Here is a 14,851-nt window from a genome sequence, read left to right as displayed (position 1 = left end):
CTTTGGCTATAAGAGACGCTAGTCATTCTGTGCTTAGGTAACCCCACTCTTTGTTTAGAGAGTGCGTCTATAAAAAATGCCCGCAACTTGCGGGCATTTTTGTTGTTAGAAGAGATGCAGTTCTATTAATACGCTTATTTTTTATCGAGTAAATCGAGGAAGAAGGCATACTCTAGCGCATCTTCTTTTAAGCGTTTAAATCGACCAGATGCGCCGCCGTGTCCGGCTTCCATATCGGTTTTGAACAACAAGACGTTATCGTCTGTCTTCATTTCACGAAGTTTGGCGACCCACTTCATTGGTTCAAAGTACTGTACTTGAGAGTCGTGCAAGCCAGTCGTTACCAACATGTTCGGGTAGTTTTGCGCCTTGATGTTGTCGTAAGGCGAGTAACTCAACATATAGTCATAGTATGTTTTGTTATTTGGGTTACCCCATTCATCATACTCGTTGGTGGTCAATGGAATTGATTCATCGAGCATAGTGGTTACCACGTCCACAAACGGAACATGAGCGCCGATACCGCGATACAGTTCTGGTGCTTGGTTGATGATAGCCCCCATTAAGAGGCCTCCTGCAGAGCCACCAACAGCGAAGACTTTATCTTTCGCGCCATAGCCTTGTTCAACCAAACCTTTAGTCACATCAATAAAGTCGTTGAATGTGTTTTGCTTGGTTAGTTTTTTACCGTCTTCATACCAAGGGCGGCCAAGCATTTCAGATCCACGAATATGAGCAATGGCGTAAACAAAGCCGCGATCCAATAGACTCAAACGTGTCGAGCGGAAAGTTGGCTCAATGGTTGCGCCATAAGATCCATAACCATATTGGTAGAGTGGATTCGTACCATCTTTCTTAAATAAGTCTTTACGATACACCAAAGAAACGGGTACTTCTTTACCGTCACGGGCTGTGACCATGATGCGTTCTGATTGGTAATTGTCAGGATTAAAATCACCAAGTACAGGTGTTTGCTTCATGATTTCTGACCCGCCCGTTTTTAGATCGAAATCGTAGTAGGTTCCTGGAGTGGTTAAACTGCTGTAATAAATACGAACTTTCTCGTTATCCAGCTCTAGGTTACCTGTCAAATAGGCAGCAAACGCATCGTCATTAAATGTGAGGGGGAATTCTTTTCCTGTTGAAAGCTGACGTACAGTGACGCTTGCTAGGCCGTTAGAGCGCTGCTCATAGACGATGTGATCATCGAATAACTCGAAGTCGACAAGTTGAGTATTGTCGTCTGCGGCAATCACATCTTGCCATTTAGAGCGGTCATGCATGTCATTTTGATGAACTTTCATCAAACGGAAGTTGACGGCTTGATAGTTAGTATAAATGTAGTACCAATCGCCTAGCTTAGAAATACTGTATTCAATGCCATCTTCGCGAGGATAGAACGGTTTCGCCTTTGCTTTAGGGTTGTTCGCATCAATGATAGAGACCCCACTGGTTTCTGTACTCGAATGCCAGATATAAATATCTTCGCCATCTTTGCTTTTGCTTAGTGAGGTGTAATAGGCGCTGTCGGTTTCCTCAAAAATCAGCTCATCGTTGCTTTGTGGTGTGCCCAATACATGACGATAAACTTGGTAGCCCAATAAGGTCTGAGGATCTTTTTTGATGTAGTAAAAGGCGTTGTTATCGTTCTGCCATGCGACAGCGCTTGAGGCCCCTTCGATTTCATCTTGTAGGTAATTGCCTGTTGTCAGGTCTTTGATCTTAAGGGTGTACACGCGGCGGCTTAATGTGTCTTCGCCATACGCCAATAAGTTTTCATTCGGACTAACGTATAGGCCGCCGATACTGAAAAATTCATGTTCTTTTGCTAGTTCATTGACATCTAAAATGATTTGTTTGTCTTTGCCTGCAAAGTCTTTAGCTCGCAAATGGACTTCGTACTCGTTATCTCCGGTCACTTCACTGGAGTAGAAGTAGTTGCCTTTACGAACCGGTACTGAGTTGTCGTCTTTTGCGACGCGCCCTTTAATTTCTTCAAATAGCGTATCTTGAAGTGTTTCAGTGTGCTTTAGAACGGTTTCTGCGTACTGATTTTCTTTCTCTAGGTGCTGTAAAATTTCAGGGTCTTTACGTTCGTCGTCACGCATCCAGTAGTAGTTATCAACGCGGGTATCGCCATGAATAGTCATCGCGTGAGGGACTTTTTTCGCAACCGGAGCTTGAGTTTGTTGAGCAACGATCTGTGTTTGGGAGTATTGAGTCATGCTGGGGATTCCTTGATTGCTGCATCCGGCGACAAGCGCGACCGAGACGGCCAACGTAGCTAAAGTGAAACGCATCTGATTTTATCCTTATTGTACACCCAAGTGGCCTCATCCTGAGGGCTGGGCTTTCATTTTGTCAGTGGTTTTCAGTTGTCCATTCTTTGTTATGGGGTATACCGAAAAAGTGAGAATCCTCAATATTTCCGAGTTGGATACTCAATTTGAAGGGAGCTGAAAACACATTGTGTAAGCAGCTGTTATTTTTAACAAATATCAATTCGAAAGTTAAATCATTCTCATCGGGAAATCGATATAGTGTGATATGAAAAAAGGGACACACTTGTTGAGTGTGTCCCTTTTGGATTTTGAAAGTAAGCTGATAATGATCAGATAACTTGCGGTACTTCGTTTGAGTGATTGTGTGCTCGATTCACCCACATTAGCCCAAGCATTGCAATTACCGACATTGCCATCATCAAAATGCCCAAAGGCATCTGGTTATGCGCTGGAAATAGTGACGCGAGCAAAGTTGCGACACCTGCCCCCAAGTTTTGCATGCCACCCAATGTCGCGCCTGCTGTTCCTGCATGGTATGGGAATGGCGCAATCGCTCCAGTTGTTGCTGCTGGGAAGAGAATGCCCGCACCCAAAAAGTACACGGTTGCGCCTCCAACTAGCGTTAATGCCGTGGTTAAACCAAACAAGCCTGGGATGAGCACAATAGCAGAGCCTACAAAAATAGAGACCAAGCCTACGTTTAAAGCACGACGCTCAGAGCGACGTCTTGCGATGTAGCTAGATAAGCCTGCGCCCACCAAGTAACCTGGGATCGGCAATATAAACAGCAAACTTACCGTTGTTGCAGGTAATTCTAATACCCCACCCAACAACACCCCAGCCGCTGCTTCGAATACACCCACACCAGCGAATGTTGCAACCAGGCAAATCAAAAAGCCTTGAAAGCGACGGTCAGACAAAACGTGTTTGTAGCTTTTGGCTACTGGTTCGAATTTGCGTTTCTCTTTTGGTAGCGTCTCCATCATGCTTGTCATCATGGTGATCACAACCGCGATAGCAAATAGCGCTAAGAACAAGTAGCTCGACCGCCATCCGAAAGCTTCTGTTAGGTAACCGCCTAATACTGGTGCCATTAATGGTGAGAAAATCACACACATGCTAATTAAGCTGTTTGCTCTGTGTAGATCAGAGCCTTCAAAGCAATCGCGAGTCAGAGTGCGTGACATCGCACCGCCGCAGCCAATACCTAAGCCTTGGATAAAGCTACCAATCAAGAACCATTCAAATTGATGTGCAAATAATGCTACCAGTGTACCCGCGATGTAGATAAGCAGCCCGACGATGATGATCGGTTTGCGTCCCAAGCGGTCCGATAGTGTGCCATACGCAAATTGCGACAAGCCATATGGGATTAGGTAACAAGCCATCACAGCTTGAAGTGATGACGCAGATACCAAAAACTCGCCCGCCATATGACCGATTGAAGGCACGTACATTGTCTGGGTCATTTGACCCACGGCAGTCAATATAGCGATTAAAAAGGTAAGTTTCGCTAATGGAAACGAAGCAGACATTTGCGTATCTCTCCAAAAAATTTAAGACGTAAAAACCCTTAGCGCTCTTTTACAGAGTGCCAACTGACTTCTTGTGTTGCGGGGGTATTTGCGCGAGATAATAGTGCTTGCTTGTATAATTAGCAATCGAAAAGTGTGAAGTTGAGCAAGATAAAAATCTATGATTTCAATTAGAAAAACTAATCCGATTTTGTTTTCAAAAAGCGGTGCATTTCTTTGTCTAATTACGTTAAATCTTTTACTTTTCGTGAATAGAATGAGCCTTATAGGTAACTGGTTTTAATGGTTAAAGTGCAAAAATAAAGCGTCTGATCGGTTGATCTGAGTTCAAGATGAAACGAGTGAATAAAAGGTAGAGGAAGGCATCAGAAAGAAAAGGGAGCCGAAGCTCCCTTAGAAATGATTATGTCTATTCGCGCTCAGATGCGTATGCGTAAAGCATTTCTAGTGCGATGGTTGCTCCCGCTAGTGCGGTAACATCACTGTGGTCGTATGGAGGCGATACTTCGACAACATCCATACCCACGATATTCATGCCGGCTAAACCACGAATAATTTTCAGCGCTTTGTCTGAGTTCAAGCCACCACAAACTGGTGTACCAGTTCCCGGTGCGAAGGCCGGGTCTAAGCAGTCGATGTCAAAAGTGACATATACTGGCTTGTCTGCGACGGTGCGACGAATTTCTTCTAGGATCTCGTTCACCGACATGTCATTCGCTTGCATCGCATTAATCACATTGAAGCCGTGATCTTGCTGTTTGTACTCCGTACGAATGCCGATTTGTATTGAGTTCTTCGCTGAGATCAAACCTTCTTTCGGCGCATGGTAGAACATCGTACCGTGGTCGTATGAACTGCCATTTGCATAGGTGTCCGTATGAGCATCAAAGTGAATCAAAGCCATTTGGCCATGATGCTTCGCATAGGCACGTAGGATAGGTAGCGTGATGAAGTGGTCACCGCCCAATCCCAACATGGTTTTACCACTTTTTAGAATTTCACTGGTTGCCGCTTCAAGGCGGTAAGTAAAATCTTCCGCATCACCGCAATCGAACACGAGATCACCTGCGTCGATCACTTTCAGTTTATCCAATACGTTGAAGCTCCACGGGAACTTCTTACCTTCCCATGCCAAGTTGACTGAGGCACGGCGAATTGCATCTGGACCCATACGCGCACCTGGACGACCAGATGTTGCCATGTCCAGAGGGACTCCCAACACCACAACGTCTGCGTCTGCCGATACCGGGTTACGAATGTACGGCAGACGTAAAAACGACATAGAGTTGGAGTAAAGCGAATAATCAGTTTTAGTAAACAAATCATTCATATCAGAAGTCCTCTAAATAGGTGTATCCTGCTAGACCTTGTTCTAGTTCTGCTAGGATTTGTGCTTGTTCATTGGCTTCAACTCGCTGTGAAACCAATTGTTTATAATTGTCACGAATCGCATCCACGTCGATATGAACGTAGCGCATCATGTCTTCTACACTATCACCTTCGTTGATGTAACTGATCTCAAATTGACCATGTTCATCAACATTGACTACAGCACTGTGGGTATCACCAAATAGGTTGTGCATGTCACCAAGGATTTCTTGGTATGCGCCTACTAGGAAAAAGCCCATTAGGTACGGTTTGTCTTTGCTCCAAGCTGGTACAGGTAGCGTGCTCTCGATGCCTTGACCATCAACGTAGTGATCGATCGCGCCATCAGAGTCACATGTGATGTCCAACATCACTGCACGACGCTCTTCCGCCTCGCCAAGACCAGAAAGTGGCAGAACAGGGAACACCTGATCAATACCCCAAGCATCTGGTAGAGATTGGAAGAGAGAGAAGTTCACGAAGAACTTATCCGCAAGACGTTCGCTCAACTCGTCCAGAATCGGACGGTGGAAGCGATTCTTAGTGCTCATCTTGCGGCTTAATTCGAAGTAAATGCGTAGTGACAATTGTTCTGCCCACGCACGTTGTTCCAAGTTAAGCACACCTGTAGCAAATTGAGAGTGCACTTCTGCCAAATCACTTTGGGTATCATTGTAAATCTCAATTAACGCACGAGCGTCTGTACCATCTTGCAAGTTTTCCCAGTTTCGCCACATGTTTTGTAGCAAAAGCGGAGCGTCATCATCAAGCTCATGTACTTCTTCCGGTAGGTACGACTCGGTACCAATTACGTTAGAAATCAACACAGCGTGGTGCGCTGTTAGCGAGCGACCCGATTCCGAAATGATCACTGGCATTGGTTGTTCGTATTGCAGACACACATCGCCCACTGTGTTGACGATATTACGTGCGTATTCTGCAAGGCCGTAGTTCATCGAATTCGATGATTGGCTGCGTGTGCCGTCATAATCCACTGCCAAGCCGCCGCCCACATCGAAGTACTCGATGTTTGCACCGAGTGCGCGTAGTTCGCAGTAGAAACGTGCAGACTCGTTCACACCATTGCGTACATCACGGATGTTTGCCATCTGTGAACCAAGGTGGAAGTGAACCAGTTGCATCGCGTCTAGGTTGCCTTCGCGTTTAAGACGTTCAATAACGCTAAGCACTTGCGATGCTGATAAACCAAACTTCGATTTTTCACCGCCACTTGCTTGCCATTTCCCTGCGCCTTGAGAGGCGAGGCGAATGCGTAAACCAAGGCGCGGTTTTACGCCCAAACTTTTCGCTTCTTCTAGTACCAGATCCAGCTCAGAAAGCTTCTCTAGTACGATGAATACCTTGTGACCCAGCTTTTCACCGATCAGTGCAAGACGCACATACTCACGGTCTTTGTAGCCATTACACACGATCACGGAGCTACCTTGTTGAGCCAATGCAAGTACCGCCAACAATTCTGGCTTGCTACCCGCTTCAAGACCAAGCTGCTTGGTTTCTAGTTGAGCTTGGCTCGCTAGAATTTCATCCACCACTTCACGTTGTTGGTTTACTTTAATTGGGTACACCAACAAGTATTTGTTTGGATATTGGTATTCTTCAATTGCTTGGTTGAATGCGTGGCAAATACCATGCACACGTTGGTGCACGATTTGCGGGAAGCGTACTAATACAGGCAGATTTAACTGCTTCGCTTCTAGCTCATTTACAATAGCGCTGAAAGGGATTTGATGTGCACGATCACTACGTGGTGATACATATACTTCGCCTTGGTCATCAATGCCGTAGAAACCTTGGCTCCAGTAGTGAACGTTGTAGTCCGCGCGGATGCGGTCTAATTTAGTTGCTTTTTCCAACTCGATTCTCACAAAAATGTACTTAACTCCTTAATTAATTAGAAGGAAAAGTACAAAAAAGCAAATCATGAGGCATTTACCTCATACCCTGACACGAACTCCGTGTGCGCGCATTAACGGATAAAAGTGCCTTTGAGTCTAATGATTAAAATCTATCATCTCGATTATGATTTGTTGTCGTCGCTACGTGTGAATATTTGTTTACCGAAGCGTCCATTCTGCTGTTATAGTTGGTCTGACCAGTAAGGGTTCGGTCATGAAGCATCTCACTAAAATAAGGACATATTTTGCAGCTGCACAGAATTCAGGGGTACATTCAGACCATGTATCTCGCCGAATATCCCGATAAATTATTGTTGCTTGATGGTGCCAGTCGAGCAGACATTCCTCATCTTAAAGACTTTATTGAACATCAACTCCATCGTCCTTTTTCTGACCTAAAGTTGGTTGTTGTGACCCACATGCATCCAGACCATGCTGGTGGTGCGCACAAACTACGTGATTTAACAGGATGTAAGCTATTGGCCGCAAAGCGAGAGAGCCAGTGGTATAGCGGTGTAGACGGTTGGCTAATGCATTTGACCGATTTAATGTTAGCACGCTGGATGGCGAATCGGATGCGTAAACCAAAGCAAAACCTGTGGTATTCCCGCAAGTTAAAGCCAGATATTGAACTTATTGATGGAGAGTTTATTCCTGGATTTGATGATTGGCAGGTGCTAGAAACGCTAGGGCATACTGATCGAGATCTGTCGGTTTATCATTCTGAACAAGATGTGTTGTATGTGGCGGATTTAATGGTGCAGGTGAAAAAGCATCTGATTGCGCCGTTTCCCATATTTCATCCGAATCAATATCGGCAATCATTAAAGCGTGTGTTTGAGATGAATCCGCAATGTTTGCTTTTGGCACATGGGGGAGAGGTGACTTTGGATGAAAAAGCGTATCAGCACATTTTGAATACAGCGCCAACTAAGCCAATGACGCACTGGCGAGTGACAAAAGTTAAAGCGAAGGGATTGTTGTTTGCGTTATTTCGTAGGAAGTAGGCGAAGATAAAGCCAGACGAGTGATGCTCAACAAAAACGTTCGATCACTCATCTGAAGCTACGGGGTTAAGATGCCAATAAGTGAGATTGGCTAGGATCAACGAGCACTTTGTCTGCCATACCCTGACGACCTAACAACATCATGTAAGTCATTTTTTCACGGTTAGTCAACGTAATGTCGATTGGCCATTGTTGGTCGCCCATACGCAGCATCGTCGTGATCACGCAGCGGTGCTCAAAAGTACCGTTAGAAGATTTAACCTTACGGTTTGCTTTTAGTTTCGCTGTGCAGCGAACCACTTGTTCTAAATGGTATACATCTGGGTGCAGATCGAATGCAACATAAGACTGGCCATCTTTTTCAAAGCAATCAATATTGTCTACATGTAATGAAGAGGTTTGAGCGCCTGTATCAATACGCGCTTCAAGGTGAGTAATCCCTAACTCTGGCAAGCAAATAGCTTCGGCATTCCCAATGATCATTTTCTGATTCATAGTGTCATCCTAGCGACGAGTAACAAGAGAGCCGGTTTTTGGCTCTCTTGTGCGTTAAACAAAAATCAACCTTTACCGCGAGTACGGTTTGAATTTGGCTTAGCGTTTTTCTCGATAAAATCGAAGATCATACCTGCAATGTTTTTACCAGTTGCTAGTTCGATGCCTTCTAGACCAGGGGAAGAGTTCACTTCCATTACCACTGGGCCATTTTTAGATTGAAGGATATCCACACCACAAAGGTTCAAGCCCATCACTTTCGCAGCATTTACAGCGGTCGCACGCTCTTCTTTGCTCAAACGCACGAGTTGTGCAGAGCCACCACGGTGAAGGTTAGAACGGAACTCGCCTTCTTTTGCTTGGCGCTTCATTGCGGCGATTACTTTATTTCCGACAACAAAACAACGGATGTCCGCGCCTTTTGCTTCTTCGATAAATTCTTGCACCATGATGTTAGCTTTCAAACCCATGAAAGCTTCAATCACGCTTTCTGCCGCTTTATTTGTTTCAGCAAGTACAACACCAATGCCTTGAGTGCCTTCTAGCAATTTAATTACTAGAGGTGCGCCACCAACGTTTTTGATCACGTCCTGAATGTTGTCAGGATGGTGAGCAAAGCCAGTGCGTGGCAAACCGATGCCTTTACGTGATAGCAGTTGTAATGAGCGCAACTTGTCACGAGAGCGGCTGATCGCGACAGATTCGTTGACACAAAATGTACCCATCATTTCAAACTGACGTACAACAGCAGTGCCGTAAAACGTAATAGATGCCCCAATACGTGGAATAACAGCATCGTATTGCGGTAATTCTTCACCCTTGTAGCGGATCTTAGGGTTGTTGCTCGTAATGTCCATATAACAGTGAAGCGTGTCGATCACATCGATTTGATGCCCACGTTCTTCACCCGCCTGTTTTAGGCGCATGGTTGAATATAAATTCTCATTACGAGAGAGAATAGCAATACGCATGGCAATTCCTTAGTAAGTCAGTACCAAATTAAAATATAAGTATAGAGCATAGAATGCAGTAGGCAGGTGATCATGTTATGACATAACCTACTTACTTCAACGATTTAGAATTGTGGTTGAACAACCACGTCGTCAGAGGTGCGCACCTTAGGGCGTTTTTTTGTGAGATGAAAACGAAAAAGCATCGTCGACACGACAAAAATATTTTATCGAACGCTCACGCCTTGCGGTATGAGACTGTCAAGGGTGAGATAAATAAAATTGAGCAAAAATTTCATCGCTTTGTCACGAATTATCGCTTAAAAAAGCGGCCAATTTGACCGCTGTTTTTAGCTGTTTTGATAGTGACTTAAAAAAAGTTCCGCCGTTTGGGTAGCTAACAGCCTAGATTCTTCATTCGACAAAGAGGGGCGAATTCCCATTAACTGCGGCCAGAATGCACTGCCTTTAAGTAAGTTGTGCAATTGAGTGCTTGCTATATGTACATCATCAATTTGCAAAGCGCCACTGTTCGATTTCTCAGTAAGCCAGCGGTACAGGGCGGTTTCCTGTTTCGACATTTGTTCTGCTTGTTCTTTGAGATCTTCCGGCTTAAATAAGAAGTGCCCAAATGCCACTTTTGCCAGCTCAATATAGTTTGGTGCCGTTACCACAATGATCTCGCTGTAGAGTAATTCAATCAATTGATCTTTGAGTGGCAGAGTGGCCAAGCGTTTTATATCGCTTTCCATCATTGACGAACGCCAAAGCTCAGTCAGCAACTCCGTCACGATCGCTTCCTTAGAAGGGAAGTGATTATAGACCGTGCGCTTAGAGACTTGTGCGATTGCAGAGAGCTTATCCATGCTGGTGTTTTGCACCCCAAACTCTTGGAACGCTTGCCTTGCCGCGCACAAGATGGCTTCTCTTTTGGTTTCGCTACGACTTTTTCTTTTTACATTCATAAGCTTGCTAAGTTAAGAAGATCATTTCTTGATCTATTTTACACTAAGCAGTTTACTTTTGATAATTAGAATGTAAACTGCACCGTGTAGTTTACTTTTGTTCGGGTTAACTTTTTATGAAAAAAACTTTGCTAGCCACAGTAGGAGCGTTCGCGATGGGTACATCAATGATTTCTTGTTCTAATGTTGATACTGAAAAAGCGCCAACATACCCGGACAAATTTGCAAATACAGAGTTGGAATACAAAAGCGGTTTGGGCGACATGTTCGAAATCATGAAAGCGTATTTTACGACTGAGCGCCTTAACCCAACACCAACGATTGAAATTCCAGTGCATGCGATCACAGCGCGGCAACTGTTAGAAGAGCAAGATGACGTCATCTATCGTCTGGGTCACTCAAGCGTATTAATGAAGCTCGATGGAAAACTGGTGATGACCGACCCTGTATTCAGTGATCGCGCGTCTCCTGTACAATGGGCAGGGCCAAAACGCTTTCACCAAACCCCCATCACGATAGAAGATTTGCCAACTATCGATGTGGTGGTGATCAGTCATGACCATTACGATCACCTAGATAAAGCTTCTATTAAAGTGCTAGGCGACAAGGTGGGCACTTTCTTGGTGCCGTTAAAAGTTGGCCAATTACTGGTGAATTGGGGTGTGCCGAAGGAGAAAGTGATCGAGCTAGATTGGTGGGAGTCACACTCTGTTGACGGCATTGAATATACACTAACTCCGACTCAGCATTTCTCTGGTCGAGGTTTGACAGACCGCGATACGACGCTGTGGGGCAGTTGGGTTATCAATGCACAACAACACAAAGTGTTCTTCAGTGGTGACTCTGGTTACTTCAATGGCTTTAAAGAGATTGGCGAAAAGTACGGTCCGTTTGACTTCACCATGATTGAAACAGGTGCGTACAATGAACTCTGGTCAGACATTCACATGTTCCCAGAGCAAAGCGTTCAAGCACACATCGATGTGCAGGGCAAAGTGATGATGCCGATCCATAACAGCACGTTTGATTTATCAATGCACGATTGGAATGAGCCAATGCAACGCGCGTTAGATATTAGTGAAGAGCGCGGTGTAACGTTAGTGAGCCCTGAGATTGGTCAACGCTTGGCGATTGCGGAGCCTCAGCCTGCTCAGGCATGGTGGCAATAATTGCTGAGCTAAACAGTCAAACACCAGAATAGTTAAGTCACTTATCAGTAGTTACTATTAGTAGTTATGTGGTCAGGGATAAGGATAAAGGTGCGATGAAAGCAAAGTGGACGTTGTTACTTACATTAAGCATTCTGCCGACCTTTGCACTAGCAGGGGTAGAGCAAGATATCTCGACGTTGATAAAACGAGTTGAGCAATCCTCTTGCACCTTTATCCGCAACGGCAAGGCGTACACTAATCAAGAAGCGGCAGAACACATGCGCAATAAATGGGATTACGCCAAAGATGACGTTGATTCCGTGGATGTGTTTATAAAAGAGGTCGCGTCAAAGAGCTGGTTATCTGGCAAACCATATTGGGTGGATTGCCAAGACAAACGCATTACCAGCGAAGAGTGGCTAACATCATTGATGCGCACCACCGATCACATCCAATAATACTTCTTTGATGGTCTGATAGCGCAGAGGTAGAGCACGACTGCGCTTACGAACTAGAAATAGCTCTTCACATACAGTGGTTTTCAGTTGAGCAATGTGTAACGTGTCTTTTAGCGGAAAATTGTCGACCGCACTTTGAGGCAGCACGGTGAAGCCAAGTCCTTTGCTGACAGGTAGCAAAATTTGGCTCAATTGATTTACGTAGCCGGATAATGGTAAATCGCTCATCTTAATTTCTTGGAGCTGTGGTTCTTCACACTGGTCAAAAAACAGCGTCATGTAATGCTCGGCATCAGGGTGGCTAATGACACCACAGTCATGCAAGAGTTGTGGCGTTATCTGCTTATTTTGATAATGCTTTGGCAGAACCAAGCACAACCTCTCTTTACCAATTCGCTCACTGTGAAACAGACCTTTGTTGGGAACATCAGTCACGATACCAATATCGATGTGCCCTTGCGTTATGGCGTTGAGAATAGATTGATTTGGCGCGGCTTCTAAATGTAACGATAAGCTCGGGTGCTGTTTTTGCTTCTCCAAAATGGGCCCATACAACATTAACGCCATTGCACCAGAACAAGCCAGTTTACAGTGGCCTGAAAACGCATCATCAAAACTGAGCTCTTCGAGCAGCTTCTTCTCTCTATCTTCTAACTCGAGCGCATATGCGTAGACAATCCTGCCTTGTTCGGTTAATTCGAAGCTTTTGTTTTCGCGCTTGATCAAGGCATGCTGACAACTTTGCTCTAATTTTTTGATGTGTTGGCTGACGCCAGGCTGAGTCATAAAAAGTTTTTCTGCCGTTTGCGTAAAATGACCGACTTCAATCAATGTCTTAAATGTATGTAACCAAACAGGATTAAGCATAGTGTGTGATTTTCTGAGAGCTTTGTTGGGAGACGTAAAGAAAATGATAGCACGGTGTTTTATGAAAACAGAGAAGACTTAAACGATAAAGATGAATCGCTATCAATACATTACAGACAAAATAAAACCCCGCCTGGTTTCCCAGACGGGGCTTATTCTTTTTCGCAGCAATCCAGCTACTAATAGGTGCTCCCTGCATCTATCCTTGATTGTGGCTAAGTCCTTTAACCGAGTTCCTTGTTCATCGCCTTCCTAGCGGTGTCCATTCTTGCCTATCATCCTGACGGGCGAACTCTATCCTAGAGCTTAACTACTTCCTTGCTGACAACTCATCCTAAGCTATCAAATCTTCATCCTGAAGATACCCAATCCTTTAGGCTTTTTTCCTGTTCCCGCCAACATCCTGTCGACAAGTTGAGTATTGATGTTTTGCTGATTTGACTCAATTAACTTTTCTAAATTATTTTTACTTATTATTTTAAGTGAATTTAAATATTACTTTTAAATCATATGTTTAATGTTTTTTTCTGGCATTGCTCTTAGAGGTGATTAATCTATTTGCTTACAACTCTTGTAAGAGATCTCGCACAAGTTTGGTGGTGAATGTATTAATGTGCGCTTTTTGTTCCGAGTTCTGTGGATTGAACTGGATCACAATGCGTTAAAAGGGAGACGATAAAGATGAAAGTGAATTGATCTTGAGTAGAGATTTGTTTGAAAAGAAATAAAAATTCTTGCGGTTTTTATAAACAGTATGGTAAATCTGAAATGCCCACCTTGTTAATCCTTATTAAGATTCAATGACAGTATAAGTAGGGAACTTGATTGCCATTTTTCTGTCATATCTGGTGAGTAAGTTAACTGTGTCAGATAGATAATATGCCGTTTGCCAGTAAAAACAGGCTGCAAGAAATCGGTAATTATCATTATGTTGTGAAATTGGTCACGGTTAAATGATTGATTCCCTTATAGATTGAAGGGGATACGACCTTAGACAATAAGCTCCATGAGGAGCGTTACTTATATAAGATGAGGGACTTTACTATGAAAAAGACTAGAAGAGCTCAGCTACATCGTGTGCGTATTCAATACTGGAAAGACACGAAAGACGCCCCAGCTAAAAAATCATAGTTAATTATACCTAAAGGCACGAGCTGGCTGTGGAACGCAGTTTCCCGTTGATTGCCAGCTCAAAAATGCCACAATCACTCCGCGCAACTTCCCAAGCACCCAATTTTAATATCACATTCTTCAAAAAATAAAAAAGCCAGTCTTAAGACCAGCTTTCTCTACCATTTATTGAGCTCTGCGTATTACAGGTTGCCCTTTAGTTACAGGTAGTTGGCGTCAACTAGTTCGCCCGCTTGCGCGCTTTTCACTTCTGGGCGTGCTTCTAACCATTTGATAACTTGCGCTTTCTGTTCTTCAGTCGCACTGCCGTAACGGTCAGTAGAACATAGGAAGCCTTCAAACAGTTCTAGACCACCGCCACCGAAGCAAAGATCAAGCTCGTCAATGTAGTCGATAAAGTCATCAACGAATGCATCGTAACGGTCGAAGTCGTTAATGTCTGTTTCACAGCTGATCTCGAAACCTAGGATTGCGAACTCACCTAAGAACAGCTTTTTACGGATACGACGGCTCTTGTTATCGATCTTGTCTAATTTCATGATTATCTCTCGTAGATGATTTGATTTCGTACACCTTATACCTTCTATCACACTTTAGCCCAAGTAAAATCAGAATGAAGCGATACAGTTGGTGATTATGTGACCAGAATTTAATTGCTTCGTTAGCTGTGTTGGTTGGTTTGCAGTATTGTTGAAACACAAGTTTCATATGTTTTAAGCACTTTTG

Annotated in this window: 12 protein-coding genes; 3 read left to right on the top strand and 9 right to left on the bottom strand. The window is 44.1% G+C overall.

The features are described 5' to 3' along the window. Window positions 1–134 precede the first annotated feature (134 nt). From R7P67_RS18630 to speA, 4 genes are all read right to left on the bottom strand, one after another. Window positions 135–2,300 carry a S9 family peptidase gene (locus R7P67_RS18630; protein WP_081248202.1) on the bottom strand — a complete coding sequence of 722 codons (2,166 nt, stop codon included), beginning with the start codon at window positions 2,298–2,300 and terminating at the stop codon, window positions 135–137. A gap of 311 nt (window positions 2,301–2,611) precedes the next feature. After that, the gene (gene emrD / locus R7P67_RS18625; protein WP_005374234.1) at window positions 2,612–3,817 is read right to left on the bottom strand and encodes a multidrug efflux MFS transporter EmrD; all 1,206 of its coding nucleotides are present in this window, start codon (window positions 3,815–3,817) and stop codon (window positions 2,612–2,614) included. A 409-nt stretch (window positions 3,818–4,226) separates the two neighbouring features. Beyond that, window positions 4,227–5,147: an agmatinase gene (gene speB / locus R7P67_RS18620; RefSeq protein WP_005374233.1), complete on the bottom strand. Its 921-nt coding sequence runs from the start codon at window positions 5,145–5,147 to the stop codon at window positions 4,227–4,229. A 1-nt stretch (window position 5,148) separates the two neighbouring features. Next, a complete protein-coding gene (speA, locus tag R7P67_RS18615; protein WP_033906546.1) occupies window positions 5,149–7,059 on the bottom strand; it encodes an arginine decarboxylase in 1,911 nt (636 codons plus the stop codon). Window positions 7,060–7,382: 323 nt separating this feature from the next. Here speA and R7P67_RS18610 point away from each other — a divergent pair, with 323 nt between their 5' ends. Then, the gene (locus R7P67_RS18610; protein ID WP_064354549.1) at window positions 7,383–8,108 is read left to right on the top strand and encodes an MBL fold metallo-hydrolase; all 726 of its coding nucleotides are present in this window, start codon (window positions 7,383–7,385) and stop codon (window positions 8,106–8,108) included. A 66-nt stretch (window positions 8,109–8,174) separates the two neighbouring features. On the opposite strand, the gene R7P67_RS18605 is transcribed toward R7P67_RS18610, so the two are convergent. From R7P67_RS18605 to R7P67_RS18595, 3 genes are all read right to left on the bottom strand, one after another. Continuing rightward, window positions 8,175–8,603, bottom strand: coding sequence for an ATP-dependent zinc protease (locus tag R7P67_RS18605; protein ID WP_005384193.1), 429 nt, complete (start codon window positions 8,601–8,603; stop codon window positions 8,175–8,177). Window positions 8,604–8,668: 65 nt separating this feature from the next. Next, window positions 8,669–9,574, bottom strand: coding sequence for a 30S ribosomal protein S6--L-glutamate ligase (rimK, locus tag R7P67_RS18600; RefSeq protein WP_005374224.1), 906 nt, complete (start codon window positions 9,572–9,574; stop codon window positions 8,669–8,671). Window positions 9,575–9,903: 329 nt separating this feature from the next. Then, window positions 9,904–10,518, bottom strand: a complete 615-nt coding sequence (locus R7P67_RS18595) for a TetR/AcrR family transcriptional regulator (protein WP_130546492.1) — start codon at window positions 10,516–10,518, stop codon at window positions 9,904–9,906. Window positions 10,519–10,673: 155 nt separating this feature from the next. Here R7P67_RS18595 and R7P67_RS18590 point away from each other — a divergent pair, with 155 nt between their 5' ends. Together R7P67_RS18590 and R7P67_RS18585 are read left to right on the top strand one after the other, a co-directional pair. Beyond that, a complete protein-coding gene (locus tag R7P67_RS18590; RefSeq protein WP_213879698.1) occupies window positions 10,674–11,687 on the top strand; it encodes an MBL fold metallo-hydrolase in 1,014 nt (337 codons plus the stop codon). 95 nt (window positions 11,688–11,782) lie between these two features. Then, on the top strand, window positions 11,783–12,127 hold the full coding sequence (locus R7P67_RS18585) for a DUF5329 family protein (protein ID WP_025768060.1): 345 nt from the start codon (window positions 11,783–11,785) through the stop codon (window positions 12,125–12,127). On the opposite strand, the gene R7P67_RS18580 is transcribed toward R7P67_RS18585, so the two are convergent. Then, entirely contained in the window at window positions 12,095–12,994 is a 900-nt protein-coding gene (locus tag R7P67_RS18580) for a LysR family transcriptional regulator (protein ID WP_167415771.1), read from the bottom strand. The two genes, R7P67_RS18585 and R7P67_RS18580, sit on opposite strands and share 33 nt — an antisense overlap. A 1,331-nt stretch (window positions 12,995–14,325) precedes the next feature. Next, complete coding sequence (locus R7P67_RS18575; protein WP_318086038.1) at window positions 14,326–14,664, bottom strand: YggL family protein; 339 nt, start codon at window positions 14,662–14,664, stop codon at window positions 14,326–14,328. Window positions 14,665–14,851: the final 187 nt, after the last annotated feature.

It is taken from the genome of Vibrio sp. Vb0937 (assembly GCF_033338855.1).
The sequence above is the reverse complement of the archived record's forward strand: the minus strand, read 5'-3'. Positions and strand labels throughout refer to the sequence as shown.

Bases quoted from the DNA above. Each gene is read 5' to 3' on its own strand.
- R7P67_RS18630 (WP_081248202.1), bottom strand. From the start codon at position 2,300: ATGCGTTTCACTTTAGCTACGTTGGCCGTCTCGGTCGCGCTTGTCGCC.
- emrD (WP_005374234.1), bottom strand. From the start codon at position 3,817: ATGTCTGCTTCGTTTCCATTAGCGAAACTTACCTTTTTAATCGCTATA.
- speB (WP_005374233.1), bottom strand. From the start codon at position 5,147: ATGAATGATTTGTTTACTAAAACTGATTATTCGCTTTACTCCAACTCT.
- R7P67_RS18610 (WP_064354549.1), top strand. From the start codon at position 7,383: ATGTATCTCGCCGAATATCCCGATAAATTATTGTTGCTTGATGGTGCC.
- R7P67_RS18605 (WP_005384193.1), bottom strand. From the start codon at position 8,603: ATGAATCAGAAAATGATCATTGGGAATGCCGAAGCTATTTGCTTGCCA.
- rimK (WP_005374224.1), bottom strand. From the start codon at position 9,574: ATGCGTATTGCTATTCTCTCTCGTAATGAGAATTTATATTCAACCATG.
- R7P67_RS18595 (WP_130546492.1), bottom strand. From the start codon at position 10,518: ATGAATGTAAAAAGAAAAAGTCGTAGCGAAACCAAAAGAGAAGCCATC.
- R7P67_RS18590 (WP_213879698.1), top strand. From the start codon at position 10,674: ATGGGTACATCAATGATTTCTTGTTCTAATGTTGATACTGAAAAAGCG.
- R7P67_RS18585 (WP_025768060.1), top strand. From the start codon at position 11,783: ATGAAAGCAAAGTGGACGTTGTTACTTACATTAAGCATTCTGCCGACC.
- R7P67_RS18580 (WP_167415771.1), bottom strand. From the start codon at position 12,994: ATGCTTAATCCTGTTTGGTTACATACATTTAAGACATTGATTGAAGTC.
- R7P67_RS18575 (WP_318086038.1), bottom strand. From the start codon at position 14,664: ATGAAATTAGACAAGATCGATAACAAGAGCCGTCGTATCCGTAAAAAG.